The 22,234-nt window shown below is 44.5% G+C and carries 18 protein-coding genes; 6 read left to right on the top strand and 12 right to left on the bottom strand.

Going from position 1 to position 22,234, the window contains the following annotated elements:
• Nucleotides 1-41: 41 nt before the first annotated feature.
• Nucleotides 42-794, bottom strand: coding sequence for a pseudouridine synthase (locus ACL6C3_RS29490; protein ID WP_413163582.1), 753 nt, complete (start codon nt 792-794; stop codon nt 42-44).
• Between the two features lie 264 nt (nt 795-1,058).
• On the opposite strand from ACL6C3_RS29490, the gene ACL6C3_RS29485 reads away from it, so the two are divergent.
• Nucleotides 1,059-1,802 (top strand): DUF2993 domain-containing protein, encoded by a 744-nt coding sequence (locus ACL6C3_RS29485; protein ID WP_413163581.1) that lies wholly within the window; start codon nt 1,059-1,061, stop codon nt 1,800-1,802.
• 842 nt (nt 1,803-2,644) lie between these two features.
• On the opposite strand, the gene ACL6C3_RS29480 is transcribed toward ACL6C3_RS29485, so the two are convergent.
• From ACL6C3_RS29480 to ACL6C3_RS29470, 3 genes are all read right to left on the bottom strand, one after another.
• On the bottom strand, nt 2,645-3,541 hold the full coding sequence (locus tag ACL6C3_RS29480; RefSeq protein WP_413163580.1) for a phosphatidate cytidylyltransferase: 897 nt from the start codon (nt 3,539-3,541) through the stop codon (nt 2,645-2,647).
• Nucleotides 3,542-3,640: 99 nt separating this feature from the next.
• Nucleotides 3,641-4,243: a precorrin-6Y C5,15-methyltransferase subunit CbiT gene (cbiT, locus tag ACL6C3_RS29475; protein WP_413163579.1), complete on the bottom strand. Its 603-nt coding sequence runs from the start codon at nt 4,241-4,243 to the stop codon at nt 3,641-3,643.
• 203 nt (nt 4,244-4,446) lie between these two features.
• Nucleotides 4,447-5,904, bottom strand: coding sequence for an aminotransferase class I/II-fold pyridoxal phosphate-dependent enzyme (locus ACL6C3_RS29470; protein ID WP_413163577.1), 1,458 nt, complete (start codon nt 5,902-5,904; stop codon nt 4,447-4,449).
• A 403-nt stretch (nt 5,905-6,307) separates the two neighbouring features.
• Between ACL6C3_RS29470 and ACL6C3_RS29465 the strand changes: the two genes are divergently transcribed.
• A complete protein-coding gene (locus ACL6C3_RS29465; protein ID WP_413163575.1) occupies nt 6,308-7,687 on the top strand; it encodes a cytochrome P450 in 1,380 nt (459 codons plus the stop codon).
• A gap of 64 nt (nt 7,688-7,751) precedes the next feature.
• Here ACL6C3_RS29465 and ACL6C3_RS29460 read toward each other — a convergent pair whose 3' ends face one another.
• The 4 genes from ACL6C3_RS29460 to pgeF form a co-directional block, all read right to left on the bottom strand.
• On the bottom strand, nt 7,752-8,153 hold the full coding sequence (locus ACL6C3_RS29460) for a YybH family protein (protein ID WP_413163573.1): 402 nt from the start codon (nt 8,151-8,153) through the stop codon (nt 7,752-7,754).
• A gap of 205 nt (nt 8,154-8,358) precedes the next feature.
• Nucleotides 8,359-10,296, bottom strand: a complete 1,938-nt coding sequence (locus ACL6C3_RS29455) for a M48 family metalloprotease (RefSeq protein WP_413163571.1) — start codon at nt 10,294-10,296, stop codon at nt 8,359-8,361.
• Between the two features lie 302 nt (nt 10,297-10,598).
• Nucleotides 10,599-11,213 (bottom strand): CPP1-like family protein, encoded by a 615-nt coding sequence (locus ACL6C3_RS29450; RefSeq protein ID WP_413163569.1) that lies wholly within the window; start codon nt 11,211-11,213, stop codon nt 10,599-10,601.
• 164 nt (nt 11,214-11,377) lie between these two features.
• The gene (gene pgeF, locus ACL6C3_RS29445) at nt 11,378-12,175 is read right to left on the bottom strand and encodes a peptidoglycan editing factor PgeF (RefSeq protein WP_413163567.1); all 798 of its coding nucleotides are present in this window, start codon (nt 12,173-12,175) and stop codon (nt 11,378-11,380) included.
• A 21-nt stretch (nt 12,176-12,196) separates the two neighbouring features.
• On the opposite strand from pgeF, the gene ACL6C3_RS29440 reads away from it, so the two are divergent.
• Nucleotides 12,197-13,093, top strand: coding sequence for a biotin--[acetyl-CoA-carboxylase] ligase (locus ACL6C3_RS29440; RefSeq protein ID WP_413163566.1), 897 nt, complete (start codon nt 12,197-12,199; stop codon nt 13,091-13,093).
• Between the two features lie 27 nt (nt 13,094-13,120).
• On the top strand, nt 13,121-15,004 hold the full coding sequence (locus tag ACL6C3_RS29435) for a peptidoglycan DD-metalloendopeptidase family protein (RefSeq protein ID WP_413163564.1): 1,884 nt from the start codon (nt 13,121-13,123) through the stop codon (nt 15,002-15,004).
• A gap of 260 nt (nt 15,005-15,264) precedes the next feature.
• Here the strand turns inward: ACL6C3_RS29435 and argF are convergent, their stop codons facing one another.
• From argF to ACL6C3_RS29415, 4 genes are all read right to left on the bottom strand, one after another.
• Entirely contained in the window at nt 15,265-16,182 is a 918-nt protein-coding gene (gene argF / locus ACL6C3_RS29430; RefSeq protein WP_413163562.1) for an ornithine carbamoyltransferase, read from the bottom strand.
• Between the two features lie 413 nt (nt 16,183-16,595).
• Nucleotides 16,596-17,600: a tRNA dihydrouridine synthase DusB gene (gene dusB / locus ACL6C3_RS29425; RefSeq protein WP_413163561.1), complete on the bottom strand. Its 1,005-nt coding sequence runs from the start codon at nt 17,598-17,600 to the stop codon at nt 16,596-16,598.
• Between the two features lie 223 nt (nt 17,601-17,823).
• Nucleotides 17,824-18,567, bottom strand: a complete 744-nt coding sequence (locus ACL6C3_RS29420; protein ID WP_413163559.1) for a Uma2 family endonuclease — start codon at nt 18,565-18,567, stop codon at nt 17,824-17,826.
• A 180-nt stretch (nt 18,568-18,747) separates the two neighbouring features.
• Nucleotides 18,748-19,614: an inositol monophosphatase family protein gene (locus ACL6C3_RS29415; protein WP_413163558.1), complete on the bottom strand. Its 867-nt coding sequence runs from the start codon at nt 19,612-19,614 to the stop codon at nt 18,748-18,750.
• Nucleotides 19,615-20,113: 499 nt separating this feature from the next.
• On the opposite strand from ACL6C3_RS29415, the gene ACL6C3_RS29410 reads away from it, so the two are divergent.
• Together ACL6C3_RS29410 and gatA are read left to right on the top strand one after the other, a co-directional pair.
• Nucleotides 20,114-20,410, top strand: coding sequence for a hypothetical protein (locus tag ACL6C3_RS29410; protein WP_413163556.1), 297 nt, complete (start codon nt 20,114-20,116; stop codon nt 20,408-20,410).
• Nucleotides 20,411-20,764: 354 nt separating this feature from the next.
• Nucleotides 20,765-22,222, top strand: a complete 1,458-nt coding sequence (gene gatA, locus ACL6C3_RS29405; RefSeq protein WP_413163554.1) for an Asp-tRNA(Asn)/Glu-tRNA(Gln) amidotransferase subunit GatA — start codon at nt 20,765-20,767, stop codon at nt 22,220-22,222.
• The last annotated feature ends 12 nt before the right edge of the window (nt 22,223-22,234 follow it).

Here is a 22,234-nt window from a genome sequence, read left to right as displayed (position 1 = left end):
TATTTATATAAGTGATTGAGAAGATTTTTGGCATATTGATGCTAGAGATTCACCTGAGTTTGTAAAAATTCTAGTTCCGACGGGGTTAGGGGTCGATAGCGACCGGATGCTAATTCGGGTTCTCCAGGCCGATTAAGCTGAATTGAACCAATGGCGCTGCGATGGAGTTTAACCACCGGGTAGCCCAGTTGCTCGGCGACTTTGCGAATTTGTCGATTTCTCCCCTCAAACAATACAATTTCTAAGAGCGTTTGAGAACCTATTCGGTGTTTTAGCCGTCTGACTTGAGCAGGTAGTGTTTTTCGACCCGACAACATCACCCCAACTCGCCATGCTTCTAACACCGATTCCGGCGGATGACCTTCTACCCAAACTTCATAGGTTTTTGGGACATGGTGGCGAGGATGGGTGAGGCGATTGGTCAGTTCACCATCGTTGGTCAACAGTAACGCTCCAGTGGAGTTTACATCTAAACGTCCCACCGGATGAACCCCCTTTCCCATCCGGAGTTGGCGAGGTAACAAATCGATGACCGTTCGCCGTCCGCTTGGGTCGGCGCAGGTCGAAACCACCCCAGTCGGTTTATTTAATAAAAGGTAGATTGGCACGGGTCGATGAGAGGGCTTGATTGGCTTCCCATCTACTTCTATATAATCGTATGACGGATTGGCTTTTTGTCCTAAATGAGCAATGTTACCATTGACTCGCACCCGTTGGGCAAGAATCATTTGTTCTGCTTGGCGGCGAGAGGCAATTCCCCAACTCGCCATGATTTTTTGGAGCCTTTCATCCATAGTCCTGACAATGGCGTAGACAGCTTCTCATCGACTTGCCACGCTAAATTTTGGCACAATTTGGTAAACTATGTACAAATCTTACAGCAATCGGTAATTCTTCCTACGCAATCTCAACTCAAACGTTTCCGCTCGCTCAAACCGTTGGCCGTATCGGGTTTGTAGTCGCGCACCCCCTCACAGGTCTGCTACGGAAGAATTTTTTTGCTGACTTCACCCACTTCTCCACAGAAACCATCAGATGTTTACACTGGAATTAGCAAAATGCAAACTCAATCTATCGCTTCAACTCAGGCGACATCCAAACAACTGGTTAGCAAGGTTTTATCACGGGCGGTTAAGGTCTGGCTGCGAAAACAAGCTGAACAGGTAGATGCTTTAGAGATTCACATCTCGGGGAATAATCGTTCCATTCTGACCGGTCATATTTCTCAGGTCACAGTTGAGGCTTCCTCTGCCATCTACCGGGGGTTGCACCTCAGCCAAGTTCATTTGTGCGCCTCTGGTATTCACATTAATATCGGTCAAGTTCTCAAAGGCAAGCCTCTAAAACTGCTCCAACCTTTTCCGGTTGACTGTCAAATTTCTCTGCTCTACCCCGATTTTAACACCTCTTTGCAGTCGCCTTTGCTAATTAATGCGATCGCCGGGTTCCTTCTTCCCCTGATTCAATCCCAAAGTACAAAAAACCGCAATTTTTCTTTCCCAAATCAGATTGACGGTTTGCAAAATCTGCAAATGGTCTTTCCCGCCCAAAATCAACTGCGACTGACAGCAGATATTTTATCCTCAAGCGGTGAATTAATTCCGTTTGGCTTTCAAACCGAATTACTCCTTGCTAGTCCTCAAGAATTGTTACTCACTTCTAGCCGTTTAGAACTTCCTCAGCAACAATATTGGGATTTAGAAAACATGACTATTAGCCTGGGAACAGATGTCTATATCGAACAATTAAACATCACTCCCGAAGTTTTAGAACTTCAAGGACAAATTCAAGTTCATCCTTAACCCCTTTTTGAACTTGTAGGGTGCGTCAAATTTCCTTAAAGTTGGCTAATTCAACACCCAATTAACCCTTTGACGCACCAACCCGAAAAACTATCAAAACTGGGTTTTTTATGGCTTCTGGCATGGGGCGGGTTTCTGTCAATATTGGAGTAGTAGAGAACCTGTAGGGTGCGTCAAATTTCCTTAAAGTTGGCTAATTCAACACCCAATTAACCCTTTGACGCACCAACCCGAAAAACTATCAAAACTGGGTTTTTTATGGCTTCTGGCATGGGGCGGGTTTCTGTCAATATTGGAGTAGTAGAGAACCTGTAGGGTGCGTCAAATTTCCTTAAAGTTGGCTAATTCAACACCCAATTAACCCTTTGACGCACCAACCCGAAAAACTATCAAAACTGGGTTTTTTATGGCTTCTGGCATGGGGCGGGTTTCTGTCAATCTTGGAGTAGTAGTTAAAGATATTTACTGAACCCGCCCCTACAAAAGGCACCTACAAAATAATTACTGTAGCGTGCGTCAAATTTCCTTAAAGTTGGCTAATTCAACACCCAATTAACCCTTTGACGCACCAACCCGAAAAACTATCAAAACTGGGTTTTTTATGGCTTCTGGCATGGGGCGGGTTTCTGTCAATATTGGAGTATTAGTTAAAGATATTTACTGAACCCGCCCCTACAAAAGGCACCTACAAAATAATTACTGTAGCGTGCGTCAAATTTCCTTAAAGTTGGCTAACTCAACACCCAATTAACCCTTTGACGCACCAACCCCAAAAACACGGTTTCTGATGAGTTACCGGGTTTTTAATTCCCACAAGGTTTTGAATTCCCAGAAAAATCAATTCAGAATAACCGAGAAAGAATCGGTAACAACAACGTGGTGAAATAATAAACCAACGGCGCCGTAAACACATAACTATCCGCCCTATCCAAAATCCCTCCATGACCCGGAATCAACTGTCCAGAATCTTTCACCCCCGCATCCCGTTTCATCATCGACTCGGTTAAATCCCCGAGTAAACTGGCAATTCCAATTAATAAACCCAACGCCGCCCCCGACACGGGAAAACCAGGCCATTTCAAATACCAAGCCCCGGTAATTGCCACCGCCACACTGCCAAGAACGCCAAACACAGCCCCTTCCACCGTTTTTTTCGGACTAATATCCGATAGACGAGTCCGCCCAAAAAACTTACCCACAATATAAGCCCCAATATCGGCCGCCCAAATACACAAAAACGCCAGTAAAGTTGAAGTTAATCCCACCGGCAGCGTACCGGGATGAGTCCAAACTTGATGCCAATCGAGGTTAAGCTGAGGATTAACAATAGCGCTGCTAACTAACAGCGAAGGGTGTTCAATTCCAACTCGCAATCTAATCCAATAACTCGGCAAATATCCGCCATAAAATAGCCCTAAAATTGAGGAAGCGATATCGGCAATTGTAGAGAGTTTGGGCTGAAATAACAGATAAAAACAAATCAATGTTCCAGCCAAAGCAAACATCGCATCAACTAAACTGGGTGCAAAAGCTGCCGTAATCAGCAAAGCTTGACTCACCGCCAGGGTTGTTTTCCCCGCCGGTTCAATACCTTTGGCCCGGACAAGCTGAAAATATTCCAGTTGACCCAGATAGATAATTATCCCAAAGCCAATCGTAAAGTACCATCCCCCCCACAGTATCATTGCAAGGGCGACGGTGATGGCAACAATTCCACTAAAGACGCGAGACCAAGACATAGGACTGATGATATGGCATAATGCGGGATTAAACGGTTAAGCCCCTGAATCCCCTAACATTTAGTATGACGGTATTCTGCCCACAAGTTACAATTTTCTCTAATCGAGTTTTTCCCCACTGAGAATAAACATCGGGTTAATCGCTTCAAAAGATTGACTTCCTCCCCGACGTTCTAAACGGTTAATCGAAGATTGTACAACCTCAACATTACGAACCTGTAACTGGGCGAACCCTTCGGAGATACCGTAGAGACTCTCTAAATTAGACGCTGTGGCAACAATTCGACCTCCGGGTTGCAAATGTTTCCAGGCTTCGGCTAAAATCGCCTTAACATCCCGCCCCCCTTCCAGACAAACCCGATGGGGAACCGATGATAAATTTTGCAGACAGTCCGGGGCGCTTCCTTCCACAACTTCTACATTATCCACCTCGAAGCGATCGCAATTGTGACGAATTAAACTCGCAACATCAGGATCTCGTTCGACGGCTACAATTCGACCTTGAGGACATAATAAACCAATTTCTACCGGAATGGTTCCCGTACCGGCGCCAATATCCCAAACGATAGAGTCGGGTTGGAGTTGCAGATGAGAGATTAACAAAATGCGGACTTCTCGTTTACTCATCGGAATACCCGGTAAACGTTCAAACAGTTCGTCGGGTATACCGGGAGTAACGTAGGGCCAAAGTTGGGAAGGCATAGAAAAACTAACTGGGAATTAGGAATATATCTCTTAGAATAGACGCTCTCGATTCTTTTATTTTGCTAATAAAGCGCTTCGGAAGTCGTATATTTACAAATGCACGGAACGAAAAATAGCCAAAATCCTGACTATACGGGCTTTTTCTTGCCTCTTGCCTAAGCGCATGATTGCCTGTTGCCTGTTGTAAGAGTGCTTCGGCGCTATAGCTTGCATATTTTGAGAGTTTCTAAACTCGAATCGCTACATCCTGTTATTGTCGCACCAACTGACAAAACTTTCTGTAAATAATTGATCGCCAAAGCGCTAATCTGTTCACCGGGCATTATAATCGGAATTCCGGGCGGATAGGGACAGACGATTTCGGCGCTGATACAACCGACACAACTATCGATGCTTCTCGGCTCGCTGGCGGCTTCAAACGCCTCGCGAGGGGAAATTTTCAAAATCGGAGAAAACACAGGCGGAAGCGGAAACTGGGGGCTGAGGGTTGAAGAATTGCTGAGGGTTGATAGTTCTGTAAACCCGTTTGTCAGGTGTTGAATATCGGCTTCTGTATTTCCCAAACTAATAATAAAGGTTAAATGCTTCAAATTGGGTAACTCGGCGGTTACTCCTAATTTTTGATGCAAAATTTCATCGGCTTGATAACCGGTTAATCCCAAGTCTGAGACGTTTACACTGAGGCGGGTTGGGTCTAAGGCTGCAAATGAATCGGTTTTGATTTCGGGTAATTTTAGAACGGAAATTCCGGGTATCTTTTCTAACGATAGTCTCGCTTTTTTTGCCAAGTTTAGGGTTTGAGTCATCAATTCTTTGCCTTGGGTTGCCATCTGTTGGCGGGCGGCATCGAGAGACGCTAATAATAGATAACTCGGACTGCTCGATTGTATCATTTGTAGGGCTTGATTTAAACGATTTCGGTCTATTTTATTGCCTCGAACGTGCAGCATGGAAGCTTGGGTCATTGCTCCCAATACTTTGTGTATTGATTGTACAACTAAATCGGCACCTGCTGTTAAGGCGGCTGTGGGTAAATCGGAATGAAAATAAAAATGCGGCCCGTGCGCTTCATCAACTAAAAGCGGGATATTATATTGATGGGTAATTTCTGCAATTTTTTGAATGTTTCCACAAATTCCCTGATAAGTTGGGTAAACAATTAAGACGGCTTTGATATCGGAATGCTGTTTTAATGCGGTTTCAACGGCTTGGGGAGTGATAGAATAAGTTAAATCCCAGTTGGGATTATATTCGGGTTGTAAAAACAGGGGGATTGCTCCCGATAAAATTAATCCAGAAATAACAGATTGATGAACATTTCGCGGCAAAATTATTTTATCGCCCGTTCCGCAAGTTGCCAAAATAGAAGCGATAATTCCCCCGGTTGAACCGTTGACTAAAAACCTCGTTTGTTCGGCTCCAAATGCTGCTGCTGCGAGTTGTTGTGCTGACTCAATAACGCCTTCGGGTGCGAATAAATTATCGAGTTCGGGAAGTTCGGGTAAGTCGGCTTTAAAGACTTGTAAACCCAAGACATTTTGTAATAACAAATTGATGCCGTTTCCCCGTTTGTGTCCGGGTGCATAAAAGGCGGCGTGGGGTTGGTTGGCGAGGGTCTTTAACGTTTCGAGTAAGGGGGTTTTTGTTTGGTCTAGCATGATTTCTTTTGAAAGGGTTAATTGTTGATTCGTGATGTTTTTTTGTTCGCTTCTAACCTCACCGAAAAGCAGAACTATTTTATTTTAATGAACAAGACGTTGGGACTGATGCGGGGAAAGGGGGCGCTGCCAAGTGGGGTGAGGAGGGATAAAAGGAAATCGAGCATGAGCAGCCAATTCAGTATTTTATACTACACTTAAGAAGACAAATAGAATGGTGATTCCTGTGACAATCGAGAAAATGGCACAATTAACAGCAGTCAAACCCCGGTTAAGTCGGTATTTTCAAGAAATTTTCATTGTGCAGTACCCATAACCGTCATAATCCGTTAAAACATAAAAAGGCAAACCTTTAACATTTTCCCCAATTACTGCTGATTAAACAAACACCATCTCAACAACCATGAAAACATTAAAAGGCATTAAAACTCATCCCTTAGTTCAACGACTCCAATGGGTATTCAATCCCGTTAAATATATGGAAACCAACGTCCAAGAAGACAGGGACATTTTCAAAACCACCGTCACCGGCAAAGGCGGACTAATCTTTGTTAATAGTCCCGAAGGAATTCAAGAGTTACTCACTCACGATACCAAAGAATTTTCTGCCCCCGGTTCAGTTAATGGGATTTTAAGACCCCTACTCGGCGATCAATCTGTTATTCTATTAGATGGCGATCGCCATAAACGACAGCGGAAATTATTAATGCCTCCCTTTCATGGGGAAAGAATGCGAAATTATGGCGAATTAATCCAAAAAATCACTCGGTCAGCCGCCGCCAAATGGAAACCGGGTCAAGCGTTTATCGCCCGAAACACGATGCAAGAAATTACGTTGGCGGTAATTTTACAGGCGGTTTTTGGGATTTACGAAGGGTCGCGCTATGACGAATTAAAACAATTAATCACCTCATTACTGGCTGTAACAGATTCTCCCGTGAGTTCCAGTTTATTATTTTTTACCGCCCTACAAAAAGACTGGGGTGCTTGGAGTCCTTGGGGGCGATTTTTACGCATCCGCCAAAAAGTTGATAAGTTATTGTTTGCAGAAATCGAAGAACGTCGTCAAAATTGGGATGAAAATCGCACCGATATCTTGAGTTTAATGATGGCGGCGCGGGACGAAGACGGACAGCCGATGACCGATGAAGAATTGCGGGATGAATTGTTAACTTTGCTGTTTGCGGGTCACGAAACCACAGCCACCGCAATGGCTTGGGCGTTGTATTGGGTCTATCGAGAACCAAAAGTTTATGAAAAGTTGATTCAAGAGTTAGAAACTTTGCCCGAAAATGCCGACCCTATGACGATTTTCCGGCTTCCCTATTTAACCGCAGTTTGCAATGAAGCGCTGAGAATTTATCCAGTAGGAATGTTAACTTTTCCCCGAGTTGTCAAAGAACCAACCGAATTTATGGGATATCAATTAGAAGCAGGAGGGGTTTTGGTGGGTTGTATTTATTTACTTCATCACCGGGAAGATTTATATCCCGAACCCAAACAATTTAAACCCGAAAGATTTTTAGAGCGCAAGTTTTCTCCCTACGAATTTTGTCCCTTTGGTGCGGGTGTGCGTCAGTGTATTGGGATGGCGTTGGCGCAGTTTGAAATGAAGTTGGCGCTGGCTCAAATTTTGCGGGATTATGACTTAACTTTACTCGAAAAAACTCCGGTTAAACCCGCACGTCGGGGAGTAACGTTGTCGCCTGTTGGGGGTATTAAAATGATGATGAATGGAAAACGAACCCCATCAAAATCTGTCGCCGTCCCCGCAACAGTTTAATATAAATAACAGAAATTCCCCCCTTTGCAAAAGGGCGAGGGGGGATAAAATCCTTTGGGATTATTTATTCTGGTGCTGAGAATTGCCAAGTGACTAATGCGACTTTCCATTGTTGATTTTCTTGTTTGTGGAGAATCCATAAATGTGTTCCTGAAACTTCCTCTATTGCTTCGCTACTCTTGAGTTTAAATTGGGTTTTGTATTCACAAATTTTGTAGGCGATATTCCCACAACCGCTAATTTCAACTTCTCCCAAACTAATATCAATAATATCGCTTGAGGTATCGTTCAGTAGGGAAGAAGCGGCTTTTTTTCCTTCTAAAATGCTTGAGTTTGGCACCATCCATCGAACATCTTCAGTACAATATTGAAGCACGTCTATACTCTTACCCTGTTTTTCGGCTAAAATCCATTTTTCATGGATGTCTTGAATTGCCGTTAAATCTTCGTCCGAAAGATTAGACATTACCAATTTATTAATCGAGGTCATCAAGGGTTTAGTTTATCATAAAATTTACCTCAATTTTGTTAATAATATTAGCAAGTTTAGGACATCAGTAAGATGATATCCGACTCATCAACAATCATTCTGTCATAACACCCATTAATCCCGCACATCATATAAGCGAGTTTAGGGCGCATTGCCATGCGCCCCTACTAAAAATATTGAATTAAGTTGTTTCTTCGAGATTCTTATTGAGTTTGCCGATTTCTTTTTGAATTTGGGCGTGTTTTTCTACGCCTTCAAACCCATAACGGTTGTAACCATTGCGTTGAATTAATTCCTCAATATAAGCCACCCGTTCACCGGTCGCCGGATGCGTCGCAAAGAACGATAAACCCCCCCGAGAACCGTTTTCTTCTCCTAAGGTTATCATCAAATTATGCAAGCCATCCGCAGCATATCCAGAGGTTGCTAATACCCGAGTTCCGACTAAATCCGCCTGTCGTTCTTGGTCGCGATTGTAGTCTAAACTAATCAAATTGGCAATAATATTCCCGAGGGGAACCGTATTGTTTAAAGCCGCATTCACAATGTCTCCCAGGTTGTTATAAATATTGCTGGTAATCACTTGTTTAAACCCGTGAGAAAGCACCGCATGACTGACTTCATGGGCTAATAAACCCGCGAGTTCCGCCTCGGAATTGGTTTTTAAAATCGCTCCGGTGTTGACAAAAACCTTCCCTCCCGGTAAAGCAAACGCATTCAACGCCTCATCGTCAACGACATAAAATTCATAATCAAAGTCATTTCTTCCCATGTATTTCGCGATTTTATTTCCCAATTCGTTCACGTAGTCAACGACAGCACCTTCTTGAACAATGGGTAATTCCCGTTTATACATTCCGGCAATTTGATTCCCAATTCCTGACTCTCCTTGTACCAAAAGTGTACCCATTTTTACCCCTTCTCCGATAACGGCACCAACGGGGTTACATCCGCCCAAAAGAACACATCCTCCTACTCGAACCGCAGTTCCTAAAATTCCCCGCCTCACCATTTGTCCTTTCAATCTTCCCTGAAATTTTTCTAAGTTCTTATCTGCACTTTCGAGTAAAGCGGGGGTTTCGGGATGTTCCGGTTTTATCAGGGTAAATTGACGCGCCGCCAGAGATGCTTCTAAATATTTTCTATCGGCTTCTAAGGCTTGAACTTGTGCTATAATGAGTTCGTAAACATCGGGAAATAAACTGGTTGCCTGTTCTAAAACTTTCAAAGAATATTCGGTTTTATCTTGTTTTTGATAAGCTTCAGAAAGGAGCAAATGACCGGGAATAAATTCGGGATGTTGTTGAACAAATTTCTGTAATAAACTCAGATCGCTGGTTTCTTTCCAAACCGCTTGGGCTTCGATCCATAGGGGTTGCGCTTCGGGAATTAACTGTTTGGGATTGGTAACGGGTCGGATAAATTGATAGTATTTTTCGGCTTCAAAGGGTTGTTTAACTTGTCGATACAGTTGTTCGGCTTTGGCTTTATTTCCACTGCGGTAAAATTGATCCGCTTGGGCTAATAATGTAAATCGTTCCGAGCGTTGAAATTCTTCTTCTAAATTTTGCAGTTTGTTCTGATTTTCAACTGAGGGCGGTTTTTGATTGTCTTGATTTTCTGTAGAAACCGATAGCGGTTCTAAATTGGCAATTTTGAGCGAATATTTCCCGGATGTTATTGTAGACGTTTCCCCGCCAACTCGGAGAGTATAAACGCCATTTTGATTTAAACTAGCTTTCAGTTCCGACTTAAATTGATTGCGGCTAATTTGACCACTCGCACCGATTTTTTCTCCTTGAGGGTCGAGTAAAATTAGAGTCGGAACAAAATCAGAACTTTCTACGGTAATCGTGACCGATTGACCCGCCAATCCTGTAAAATTATGAGCGTTAAAAGGAGTTTGACTGCTTTGATTAAATTCTTGCCGGACATCCGCTTGTAAAACGCCATCTTCTGCTAAAATAACAATAGAGGAAACCTGATCATTAATCGGAGTCCTGGCGATCGCGGGATTTGCGGTGAGCCAACCGAAAGCAAGGGAAGTCGAGAACAGGTGAGCGCTGAGAAATACAGCCGCGCCGAAAGCTACCCATCTCAAACGATTGATTGATTTCATCACGCCAAAAAAAATTTTAAGTACACTTTTTCTAGAAATATAGAATATTTCGGTCCAAAAAGTGTTTCGATATCATAATGTATTTAGTGGGGTGGGTCAACTTTGAAGCGTTTTTGCTCAACGATGATCAGATGAGGAGTTTAACCCACCCCACTTGTAGAAATATAGAATATTTCGGTCCAATGCAGCGCCACCCAACCGAAAACCCATAAAAACCCAACCAAAAACGAGAAAGCCCGAAGTTTCCCACCGCCAAAAAAGGAAAACTTCAGACTTTCCAGTTGAACTTAAGCACTAGCAGACTATTTGAGGAAACAACTAACCAACCATAAAACAATCAAAGTGACCAACGTAATAAACCGTTCGGGTTCCAATAAACCCCCCATCGGACTGAGTAAACTCCCCAAAATCAAGCCGATAATCAGACCCGAAACGGTCAATAACACAGCCCGACCAAATTGATTTTCTTTACGATTAAGAAAATAGAGACCCGCACCGACACCGAGCGCCAGGGGAAGTTGCAACAACTGAATATTCATTTCTGGATAAAGAGTCAAAACACTCAATCCCCCGTACATCGCCGATGTCCATAAAACATCAGAGCGGGTAGGAGTATCGAGCATTCGCTGCAACCATTGCGGTTGGGAAGAATTAGACTGTTGTACAGTGGTCGAAGCTTTTTGTTTTTGCAGGACCCGTTCCTCTGCGAAACGGATGCGTTCGGGAACTTTAATTTTTCCTTCCTGACGCAATTTGAGTCTATCCATCAAAATAGCATCGTAAGCCGCTTCAATGGACTCAACAAGCTGACGCTCACCACTATATTGTTCTCTGAGGCGATTGCGTGCATCCTGAATTTCATCAAAGGAGGCATCGACCGTGACCCCAAGCTGTTCATAGGGACTTTGCTCACTCATCGCAGTTTGTTAAATTTTCTCTCTAACTAATTTAAGCTTAACGCGATCACCCCCAATATAGAGGATCGCTTTAAGGAGTTTACCCGTAAAAATAGACCTATTTCGTCCATAATGACCAGTATACAAGCTGACGTTCAAGATGGGGCGTTCGGGGTGGGTCGCTCTCAAGACTCAACGCTGACAATTCCCGACCACTGAACGTTTTTGAGATGGTCTCGGCGATAGGAAAAAAAAGATTCCGGTTGCTGGTAGGTGCAATGGGGCGAAATCGCCACCTGTTCGGAACTGATGCCAAGCTGCTCCAACTGTAAAGCATTCACCCGACGCACATCAACCCGGACTTTATCGGGTTCGGGGTCCGGTTTTACCGGAGACTCCGCCAAGTCAAACAGCGCCGCCAACGCCTCCTCGACGCCTGTTGTGGCTTCTATCGGTAAAATCGTGGCCCCCAACTGGAGGGCGACATCGGAGGAGACTTGGTAGACATCCCCAGAAATAGCGGGTCCGAGGGCAATTCGCAGGTTAATTAATTCACTGCCGGCCGCTTGAAACTGCGCGATCGCTTGCGGTAAAATTTTAAGCGCCGTTCCCCGCCAACCGGCATGAATGGCGGCGACGTTTTTGGTTTCGGTATCGGCAATTAAAACCGGCACACAGTCGGCGCTGGCGACCCAAACTGCTTGTTTGGGATGTTGGGCGAAGATGGCATCGGCTTCGAGAAGTTCGGGCGAGTCTGTGGAGTCTGTCGAGGGTAAAGGGGAAATATTGGCTGTGTTTAAGACTAAATTCCCATGTACCTGTTTAACGCGATAAGCCGCAGCATCGGGTTCTAAAACGGCGACCAAGGACTCGGGAGGACGGGGGTTAAAATGGCGGCTAAAAAAACCGTGAGGCCAAGAATCGAGCAAACTACATTTGAGATAGGGTAAATCTTGCCATTGATGCCAGTACCAACTATACATAGGAAAAGGTGTTAAATTTGGGTGTCCGAACGCAAGTCTTTTCATCTTAGCCAAGAATTTTACTCTAATTCCACCGTGACCCTCAATTGTGAACGTTTAGAAGCCGCTTTAGAAACCTTACAGGGATTCGCCCCAACCGAGAACACCCCGCTTTTGGAATTAAATATACAGGTATTCGAGTGTATTGCTTCGACCAATCAAACCCTGTGGAATTTAATCAATACCGGCGCGAAAGCGGGAACCGTCGTGATTGCGAGTCAACAAACCGCAGGGCGGGGACAATGGGGACGACAATGGCAATCGAGCCAAGGTGGGTTATACTTGTCTTTGGCTTACGATCCCAAAATTTTAGCCAGTCAACAAGCTCAACTCACCCTCTGTAGTGCTTGGGGAATTGCAACAATTCTGCGAGATTATGACATTCCCGTTCGTTTAAAATGGCCGAATGATTTAATCCTGACAGAACGTAAGTTAGGGGGTATCCTAACAGAAACTAAGGTGAGCAATGGGCAGATTATTCAAGCTGTCATCGGGGTCGGCATCAATTGGGCAAACTCCATCCCCGAAACGGGAATTAACCTGCAAACCTACTTAGCTCAAAGTCCCGATCCGCCCAGGGTGTACTCGTTAGAGATGTTGGCCGCACTGATTTTACAAGGATTAAGAATTGGTTTGTGGCAGTTATCAACGGTAGGAATAGAATCTTTGTTAAAATCCTACTCGCAGCTTTTAACCTGTATTGGGTCGCAAGTGAAAGTAGCACAGCGATGCGGTGTCATCGTGGGAGTCAATGCAAACGGCGAACTCCGGGTTATGCTTAAACCCGATGATGCCAATAAAGCCCAAGAAATTTGCATCGAGCCAGGTAAAATAAGTCTTGGCTATGGTTCAGAAGAATCATTTCATATCAAAACTTGACCTATCCACATCGGTTGTGTGAGGAAAATGACGGAATCTCGGTACTCTAACCAACGCCTTCGATCTTTAGATTGTGCTAACGAGCGACAACAATCATCTACCCGGACTGATATCGGTAAAATACGCTCTCGTTTAATTGCAGGCAGTTCAGCTATTTTAGGGTTGGGCTGTGTGACCAGTTTGGGTATGCTCGGCGGTAGTGCGATCGCCACGCAAGAATTTTCGATTCCGATAGACTCCCAACCCTATGATACGGGTGCGTCCTATTCTGCACCCAGTTACAGCGCACCGGAATCTTATTCTGCTCCCAGTTACAGCGCTCCCAGTTACAGCGCTCCCAGTTACAGCGCCCCCAGTTACTCTGCACCCAGTTATTCTGCACCGGAAGCTTACTCTGCACCCAGTGGCGGTTATGGTTATTCTTCGGGAGGTTACGATTCTCAATCGGGGTACTATTCGACACCCGCACCCGCACCCGCACCCGCACCGGATTATCAAGCGCCAACGGGAGGCTACAGTTACTCTGCACCCGAACCCTATTATCCTGAACCGGCGGCGACCGATCCTCCATCGGTAGATAGATACTACGCCGAACCGCCCCAGTTGGAGATTCCGACGATTGTTCCTCCGCCTTCTAAACCCATCGAATTACCGACTAAAGAAGCAACGATTCCCCCCGAAAATGATGGCTTGGTTCTTCCGGGTAAACAACCCGTTGCGACGCCTCCCGTGATGTCTCCCCAAGCGGAAAACTCGAATGTAGAGCCACCGGGAAACAATTATATCGATCAAACCGAATATAATATTGGGGCAACAGGCGGTTATCAATCCCCCGATACCGTCATTTTCTCCGAACGAACCACCGGATGCGAATTTGCGGTCGGCGTCGGCGGTGGTGTTCCCGATGGGGCTTGTTTACCCGTTGAAAGTCCGGCTTACACCGCAGATGGTAATTATCTCCCTTATCCTCCGGCTTATCCTCCGGCGATCGCAGGGGATATGGGCGGTAGCCGAAATCCTCTGGTTAGAAATAGCAATTCAATTAATAACAATAACGTTTATGTCGGCAATGATAACAGCTACGCCGGCAATTCCTATTATGGTGCGGGTGGCGGAACTTGGCAAAGCGCCCCGGCTCCCGCACCCCAATGGTATGGGGCATCGCCCAGTCAGGTCCCGGTGGCGGGTTTGAGTCCGATTCAAGTTGGCCCGGTGAGCGTGAGTGGGATGAGCAATTCCGGGATGAGTTATTATAATCGCACGATGCGACCGCCTGCGGTTCCGGGAAACAACGACACGAATTTATTATTTCCGTTGAGTATTCCGGCGCCTATTACGTCGTTATTTGGTTGGCGAAATCATCCGATATTGGGTATCGGTCGTTTCCACACCGGAATTGATATCGGGGCGGATACGGGAACGCCTGTGGTGGCTTCCTATTCGGGTCAAGTGACCATCGCCGACTGGTTGGGCGGTTACGGGCTGGCGGTGATTGTCGATCACAAAGCCAAATCTCACGAAACCCTTTATGCTCACTTATCGGAATTGTTTGTACAACCCGGAGAATGGGTTAAACAGGGGGAAGTGATCGGACGTGTGGGAAGTACGGGGATGTCTACCGGGCCTCATTTACACTTTGAATTGCGGAAATTGACCAGTGAGGGTTGGGTAGCGGTGAACCCGCAAAATGAACTCGAATTTGCTTTGGCTCAACTTTTGAATACAATGCGATCGGCAGAGTTACCCCCACAAAGCTTTATTGCGGCGTTACCCCAAGAAACCTTTGATGCGAATACCGGTAGCCCGAAATTACCGCCGTTACCGCCTGGGATCGATATTATCGTTCCCAACTTGGAACCGCCTACGGTGAATTTTGGGTTTGCGGAAAATATTAAATCTCAACAGGAATAAGGAAATTTATCCTCAAAAATCCAGTTTCGTGTTAAATCAAGCCAAAAACCCGGTTTCTTTTACAATACACCGAAGTCTATTTTCGGTGCGCCGTAGAAGAAACCGGGTTTTTTATTTTCTAGGCAAAAGTGTTAAATTCTGACTCCGGGGCGGGTTTATATCAGTTGAGAGTGGGAAAACATAAATTAATTTAGAACCCGCCCCTACATGAGGGATTACTGAAAACTGTTTGGAACTCTCCCCGAAAATGGGTTTTTTAATTATCCCAATAAAACGGCGAGTAATGCTTTTTGGGCGTGCATTCGGTTTTCGGCTTGGTCCCAAACTCGTGACTGTTTTCCTTCGATAACAGCGTCGGTAATTTCTTCGTCTCGATGGGCGGGTAAACAGTGTAAAACAATGGCATTATTTGCCGCTTTTGCCATTAATTGTTCGTTAACTTGATAAGGTTGAAAAACGGGAATTCTCGTTCGGGCTTCTTCTTCTTGACCCATACTCGCCCAAACATCAGTATAGATAACGTGGGCATCTTTTGCCGCTGCGATGGGGTCGTCTGTAACGGTAACTTCTGTTTTGCTTTGGGCAATTTCAACCGCTTGATCGACTATATCACGATTCGGTTGATGATCGGCGGGAGCGGCTATTCTCACATTCATTCCCACCATTGCACAACCCAAAAGTAACGAATGCGCCATATTATTGGCACCATCGCCAAAATAGCTTAACGTTAAACCGGAGAGCTTGCCAAAACATTCTTGAACCGTCATTAAATCGGCGAGAACTTGACAGGGATGTTCGCGATCGGTTAAAGCATTAATAACGGGAATTTTTGCATAGTCGGCGAAGGTTTCAAGATCTTTTTGCTCAAAGGTGCGAATCGCGATAATATCAAGATAACGATCCAACACTCGCGCCGTATCGACCAGAGGTTCGCCCCGGCTGACTTGAGTAACGCTCGGGTTGAGGTCAATGACTTGTCCGCCCAACTGGTACATTGCTACGGTAAAGCTAACCCTGGTGCGCGTCGAAGCTTTGGAAAACATCAAGCCCAACACTTTATTTCGTTGAACTTTTACCATTCCTGACTTGAGTTGCGACGCTAACCCTAGCAGCGAGTACAACTCATCAATACTCACATCAGCCAAACTCAGGAAATCTCGTCCTTTCAGTGATTCCATAGTCGCCCTGTCAATCTTCTGTGGTCAGTGCTTTGTGAAACGTTTGCGATCGCTCACTCATTCTCGTGTCATTTTAATAGATTAAAGTTGATCGCGATCGTGAACTTTATACAAAACTCGGAATTGATCGGGCAATCGGAGTATTTGGGGAAAGCCTATTTACTCGACCCTATTTCCCTTTCTATTGATCTCAGATTCGCCGGTGTGTGAGGGTTGACAAAGGGCGGCTGATTCTGATAGATTAGAAGTAATATTTAGTATAATCGAGGGTTGACAAAAATATTTTTTTCACAACCATCCCATTATGTAAAATAATACCCCAAGCCGCCCGAAAAAGTCAAGGGGGTCTGCCGAAAAAAAAATCGCGAAATTTCTGGGAAAAACGATTTTTTCTTTCCCATGTCCCCTGTTCCTTAAAAAATAGCGATCGCACGATCTATTAAATCACAACCCTGCTCTACAGACTCTATTTTCGCTAACTGGTTACGAAGTTCATTCGCCCCCGCAAACCCCCGAGCATACCAAGTCATGTGCTTGCGAGATTGATAAATTCCCCGCTGACCTTTATACTCTCCTAAAGCCTTGAGATGTTCTTTGGCGCATTCGAGACGTTCAATAATATTGGCTTGGGGTTTAATTTCTCCCGTCTTCAAAAACGAGTCTATTTCCCCGACCAAAAACGGATATCCCAACGTTCCCCGCGAACACATCACCCCGTCGGCGCCGGTTAGCTGCAAACAATTGAGAGCGCTTTCCACTGAAATAATATCACCATTGGCGATCACGGGAATAGAAAGAATTTGCTTAACTTTAGCAATCCATTCCCAGTTTGCCTTACCATTATAACCCTGAGCGCGAGTGCGTCCGTGTATGGTAATCATGGCGGCGCCGGCGTCTTCGATGCGTTTGGCGAAATCAAGAATATTAATTTCGTTGTCATCCCAACCGATACGGGTTTTTACGGTTACGGGAACATCTACGGCTTTAACTACAGATTGTACAATAGTTTCGGCAACGTCTGGCTGTCGCAACAGCGAGGAACCCCCGCCTTTTTTGGTAATTTTGTTCACCGGACAGCCCATGTTAATATCAACGGTATTGGCGCCTTCTTGTACCGCTCGTTGGGCGGCTTCGGCTAAAAAATCCGGCCGACAGTCAAACAGTTGTATACTGATAGGGCGCTCGTTGGGGTCTACTTCCATCATTTGCGGAAGTTCATCGAGATGGCGAACTTGGGAAGCGTGAACCATCTCAGTATACATCATTGACTCGGGCGCATATCGCCGCACTAAGCGCCGAAATACCAAGTCTGTTACACCCGATAACGGCGACTGAAGCACCCGACTATTTACCTCAACCGTACCAATTTTGAGGGGAGTTGATAACGTTTTTTGTAGTTGGGGAGAAAGAACGGTCATAGTTGGAGTGTTGGGGAAAAAGTATTTTAAGCGCTGGTTGAATTATTTCTAGTTTAGCGAGATTTTGCCAATAAAAACCCGGTTTCTCAAAGAAACCGGGTTTTTGGAATAATATAGAAGGGAGTCAGAATCAAAACTCGGTTGCGAAGAAAAACCGGGTTTTTGGAATAAGTCAAAAGAGTTGATCAAAGAAACCGGGTTTTTGGGATGATAATATTTCATCTTACAAGGTATCGGGGTCGATGTTTAATTCTCGAAGTTTTGCGGCTAGTTTTTCTTTTTGTTGTCGTTCAAGTTCTAATTGTTGTTGTGCAGTTTGGGCTGCTTCTTCGGCTGTAACGGCTCTTTTTTGTGCGGTTTGTGCGGCTTCTTCGGGTGTGGGAACTAAGACGCCTTCGGGAGTAAAAAACCTCAATTTTTGTTCATAAATACCGATAAAAAGTTGTAGCTGTTGACTCCAAAGCCACCCCCGTTCGTTGGGGTAAATGTCTTGATATTTGCCATCTACTAAATGAAAACCCTGGAATTCTAAGGTATCTGGAGAGAACCAAAAATAGTCGGGAGTGCGGAAGATTTCTTGATAGATTTGTTTTTTTTCTGTCCGGTCTACTTTAGCGGTTGAATTGGATAATAGTTCGATAATAACATGAGGATATTTTCCGTCTTCTTCCCAAACTACCCAACTTTTTCGGGGTTTGCGTTCGGTGTTCAAGACAACAAAAAAATCGGGTCCTCGGAAGTATTCAGATTTCTTTTGATTCGGACTATAATAAATAGTAAGATTGCCGGCAGCAAAATAATCTTGTCTATCTTTCCACAGCCAATCTAAACATTTTAGCAGTAACAAAAGTTGTTGTAGATGTAAATAACTTTCCAAAGGCGGCTCCTGACTTTCTAAGTCACTCGGGGGATATTCTATTTCTACCCATTCTTCTTGGGAACGTTCCAAGTCTTGAGCAATTGTCATAATATTATTCGGTTCTATATTTTCAATCTATTCGTGTAATTTTTATCGTAGCATATTAATTGAAATGTAGGGGCGCTGCTGTTTGCGCCCAAATTGCTTTACACTTGCGCCCAACTCAACCTAAATTGCGCCCCAAACTTACAGCCCAAACGTCCGACTCAAGATTTAATTGAATCTAATCTAAGCCTTTTTTAGAGTTTTTGCAGCTTCCAATAAATGTCGGTGAACCGACTCCGTAGCCGCCACCAATAAACCGGGACGACTATAATTTTCACAGGCGTTTAAAGGAGGCGGAGAACTGCCATCGTGGGTGGTAACAATACATCCGGCTTCTTGGGCTAAAAATGCCAGTGCAGCCCCATCAATAAATTTAGCAGATCGCGTAACAGCCCCGCAAATACAACCGCTTAAAATGCCGTTATGGTTGGGGATTTGAGTTTCTAAACTGTAATCATTTCCAACATCAATGACATCATAATATTTTTGTAAAAGGGGTTTATATTGACTCATTCCCCATCCCAACAAAATAATCGGTTCGGATGAGTCTAATTTCACCGGAACACAAGCGTTTAAGTCGTCTTCGAGAGAACCCGTAAATGTTCCTTCTCCTCGCAGCGCATAATAATAAGTATTTAAAGCGGGAGAAATGGCTAACACGGCTTCAAATTCATCGCTGTTAAGAACGGTGAGAATAATTTGATAGTTGTTGTGTCCGTCCATATAAAATTTAGTGCCATCAATAGGGTCTAGGGTAACTAAATAATCCCCTTTTTCTCCGAGTTCAATACTGCGAAAATATTTTGTATTTCCCGACTGTTCATGTTCTTCTCCATAGAAACGAATATTCGGAAATGTTCCTAACAAAGCGACTTCAACTAAGGTTTGAATAGATAAGTCTGCGTCGGTTAGTGCTTCGGCGAAAAAGTTATCTCCGTCTTTAGCGGGAAGGGCGCGAATAAGGGGTTGAAGTTGACGCGCATAACCGGCTGCAACTCGCAGATAAGGAAGCAGTGTTTCTAAAATTTGCTTCGGGGTTGGGTTAGACATAGGTTAGAAAAAATAGAGGTCAGTTCGGTCAACTCTAGCAAACCATTATTTTTGCATTCTGACAAGTAGGAATAAAGGAATTTAAAACTTTTGTAGGGGCGCGCCTCCGAATTAATCTATATTTTCTAAGAAACAATTTATATAAACCCGCCCCGATAACTGACTGTTAAACTCTATATTTTAAAATCAAAAACCCAGATGATGCCTTGAAAAACCCGGTTTCTCAAAGAAACCGGGTTTTTGGGATGTACCTTATCAATGGATAATTGACAATTGATAATTGATCATTAATTAATGAGGTTTAAGACCTCTCCTTATCCATTATTTCCTCTCTATCAATCCTCTTCATAATGGTCGAGGTAATTCTCCATTATCCATTATTAATTATCAATTATTGAACTGTTCCCTAATAACTGATAACTGTAATCAACCCGCCCGAAAGTTTAGAATTTCATAAAAACAAGGTAGAATAGCTGTAAACTTATTTTTTGAAGAATCTATGGTGAAATTCTTGATAACGGTTTTACTCTCAATCTACTTTTCGTTAACGTTTACCCAACCGGTTCAAGCGTCTATGTGTCGGACTGTCAATGACAATAAAATTTGTATTCTCAGTATTAAACGCAGCGCCAAATATCATTGGGAATATCGAGCGTCTGTGAGTATTAACGGCAAAAAAACACCTGTTGAAATTTATAATTGTCGCAGACGGACTAAAATTGATAGCTCGGGAAAGATAAAACGGTTTGAGAAAAATGGAGCGGGTGAATTAATTTGTCGTTTATTAGATAAATAAGCTGGCTATAATAATGATGAACGCTCAATGATCAGCTAATTCGGGGATTAGAAATAGTTTTGATATTCTTTAGGAATTCCTCCTTTCTAACGAGGAATAACTGGGAGATCGGGACTTAATTTTCGGAATTTTAGCAAAAATCAAGATTAATTTGAAACTCGATCTGTTCAACTGGGTAATGGATGTTGTAGAATGTGATTGATTTTCCACCAACCGGCTTGGAAACGAGAGGATGAGGCAAAAAAACGATGAAGTCATCTATACAATTGCCCTGAAAAATCGATTTACAGGAAAATCATCTCCTATTTTTGGTAAACTCTGATCGATAGAAACTAACACACGCGAGGATAGGGAATGGCGTCCATCTGCGAGTTGCACCAACAACTGGTTAACAAGGAACGCTCGGCTGTAGAAATCGTCCAAGAGGCGTTAGACCGCATTGAGCAACTGGATTCAAAATTAAACAGCTTTTTATGTGTAACAGCAGATCGAGCGTTGCAGCAAGCCCAACAAGTGGATGCTAAAATTGCCGCAGGAGAAGAAATCGGCTTGCTGGCCGGAATTCCCATCGGCATTAAAGATAACCTCTGCACTCAGGGAATTAGAACCACCTGTGCATCCAAGATTTTAGAGAATTTTGTCCCGCCTTACGAATCTACGGTAACGCAAAAGTTGGCCGAAGCGGGGGCGATAATGGTCGGGAAGACGAACTTAGATGAATTTGCGATGGGGAGTTCCACCGAAAATTCTGCCTATCAAGTTACCGCAAATCCTTGGGATGTACAACGGGTTCCGGGCGGGTCTTCGGGGGGTTCGGCGGCGGCGGTGGCGGCGGATGAATGCGTTGTGGCGCTGGGTTCGGATACGGGCGGTTCGATTCGTCAACCGGCTTCTTTTTGTGGTATTGTGGGTCTGAAGCCGACTTACGGGCTGGTGTCTCGCTACGGTTTGGTGGCCTACGCCTCTTCTTTAGACCAAATTGGCCCGCTGGCCCGAACCGTTGAAGATGCGGCGGTTTTATTACAGGCGATCGCGGGTTATGATCCTAAAGATGCCACCAGCTTAAATGTTCAAATCCCGGATTATCTCTCGGCTTTGAAACCGACGCTCAAACCCAGAAGTCGCGTTAAAATAGGTGTCATCAAAGAAACTTTTGGGGAAGGTTTGGACCCGGTTGTTGAAAAAGCGGTGACGAAGGCGGTGGAAACGTTGCAGGAGTTGGGTGCCGAAATTCAGGTGATTTCTTGTCCCCGTTTCCGCTATGGTTTACCCACTTATTATATTATTGCACCGTCGGAAGCTTCGGCGAACTTAGCCCGTTACGATGGGGTGAAATACGGTTTTCGCAGTCCCGATGCGGAAAATTTAATTGATATGTACTGTAAAACCCGTGCCGAAGGGTTTGGGGCGGAAGTCAAACGGCGGATTATGGTGGGAACCTATGCGCTGTCGGCGGGATATTATGATGCTTATTATCTCAAAGCCCAAAAAGTGCGAACCCTGATTAAACAGGACTTTGAACGGGCGTTTTCTCAAGTGGAAGTGTTGGTCTGTCCGACGGCGCCGACAACGGCTTTCAAGGCGGGTGAAAAAACCTCCGACCCGTTGAGTATGTATTTGTCGGACTTGATGACGATTCCGGTGAATTTGGCGGGTTTACCGGGTTTAAGTCTCCCCTGTGGGTTTGACGAACAGGGACTTCCCATCGGTATGCAGTTAATTGGGAAGGTGTTGGGTGAGGCGAAACTGTTTGAAGTGGCTTACGCTTACGAACAGGCGACGGCTTGGCATTTACGCAAACCGCTGCTTTAAGGGGTAAGAATT

Origin of the sequence: Capilliphycus salinus ALCB114379, assembly GCF_047276495.1 — a bacterium.
Lineage (GTDB): Bacteria > Cyanobacteriota > Cyanobacteriia > Cyanobacteriales > Microcoleaceae > Capilliphycus > Capilliphycus salinus.
Note: the sequence above shows the minus strand (reverse complement) of the source record. Positions and strands in the feature narration are given on the sequence as shown.

What these genes read in the sequence shown, in the direction of transcription:
- ACL6C3_RS29410 (WP_413163556.1), top strand. Translation starts at nt 20,114, where the DNA reads ATGGTGAAATTCTTGATAACGGTTTTACTCTCAATCTACTTTTCGTTA.
- ACL6C3_RS29420 (WP_413163559.1), bottom strand. Translation starts at nt 18,567, where the DNA reads ATGACAATTGCTCAAGACTTGGAACGTTCCCAAGAAGAATGGGTAGAA.
- ACL6C3_RS29455 (WP_413163571.1), bottom strand. Translation starts at nt 10,296, where the DNA reads ATGAAATCAATCAATCGTTTGAGATGGGTAGCTTTCGGCGCGGCTGTA.
- dusB (WP_413163561.1), bottom strand. Translation starts at nt 17,600, where the DNA reads ATGACCGTTCTTTCTCCCCAACTACAAAAAACGTTATCAACTCCCCTC.
- ACL6C3_RS29490 (WP_413163582.1), bottom strand. Translation starts at nt 794, where the DNA reads ATGGATGAAAGGCTCCAAAAAATCATGGCGAGTTGGGGAATTGCCTCT.
- cbiT (WP_413163579.1), bottom strand. Translation starts at nt 4,243, where the DNA reads ATGCCTTCCCAACTTTGGCCCTACGTTACTCCCGGTATACCCGACGAA.
- ACL6C3_RS29465 (WP_413163575.1), top strand. Translation starts at nt 6,308, where the DNA reads ATGAAAACATTAAAAGGCATTAAAACTCATCCCTTAGTTCAACGACTC.
- ACL6C3_RS29485 (WP_413163581.1), top strand. Translation starts at nt 1,059, where the DNA reads ATGCAAACTCAATCTATCGCTTCAACTCAGGCGACATCCAAACAACTG.
- ACL6C3_RS29480 (WP_413163580.1), bottom strand. Translation starts at nt 3,541, where the DNA reads ATGTCTTGGTCTCGCGTCTTTAGTGGAATTGTTGCCATCACCGTCGCC.
- ACL6C3_RS29435 (WP_413163564.1), top strand. Translation starts at nt 13,121, where the DNA reads ATGACGGAATCTCGGTACTCTAACCAACGCCTTCGATCTTTAGATTGT.
- argF (WP_413163562.1), bottom strand. Translation starts at nt 16,182, where the DNA reads ATGGAATCACTGAAAGGACGAGATTTCCTGAGTTTGGCTGATGTGAGT.
- gatA (WP_413163554.1), top strand. Translation starts at nt 20,765, where the DNA reads ATGGCGTCCATCTGCGAGTTGCACCAACAACTGGTTAACAAGGAACGC.
- ACL6C3_RS29415 (WP_413163558.1), bottom strand. Translation starts at nt 19,614, where the DNA reads ATGTCTAACCCAACCCCGAAGCAAATTTTAGAAACACTGCTTCCTTAT.
- pgeF (WP_413163567.1), bottom strand. Translation starts at nt 12,175, where the DNA reads ATGTATAGTTGGTACTGGCATCAATGGCAAGATTTACCCTATCTCAAA.
- ACL6C3_RS29450 (WP_413163569.1), bottom strand. Translation starts at nt 11,213, where the DNA reads ATGAGTGAGCAAAGTCCCTATGAACAGCTTGGGGTCACGGTCGATGCC.
- ACL6C3_RS29460 (WP_413163573.1), bottom strand. Translation starts at nt 8,153, where the DNA reads ATGTCTAATCTTTCGGACGAAGATTTAACGGCAATTCAAGACATCCAT.
- ACL6C3_RS29470 (WP_413163577.1), bottom strand. Translation starts at nt 5,904, where the DNA reads ATGCTAGACCAAACAAAAACCCCCTTACTCGAAACGTTAAAGACCCTC.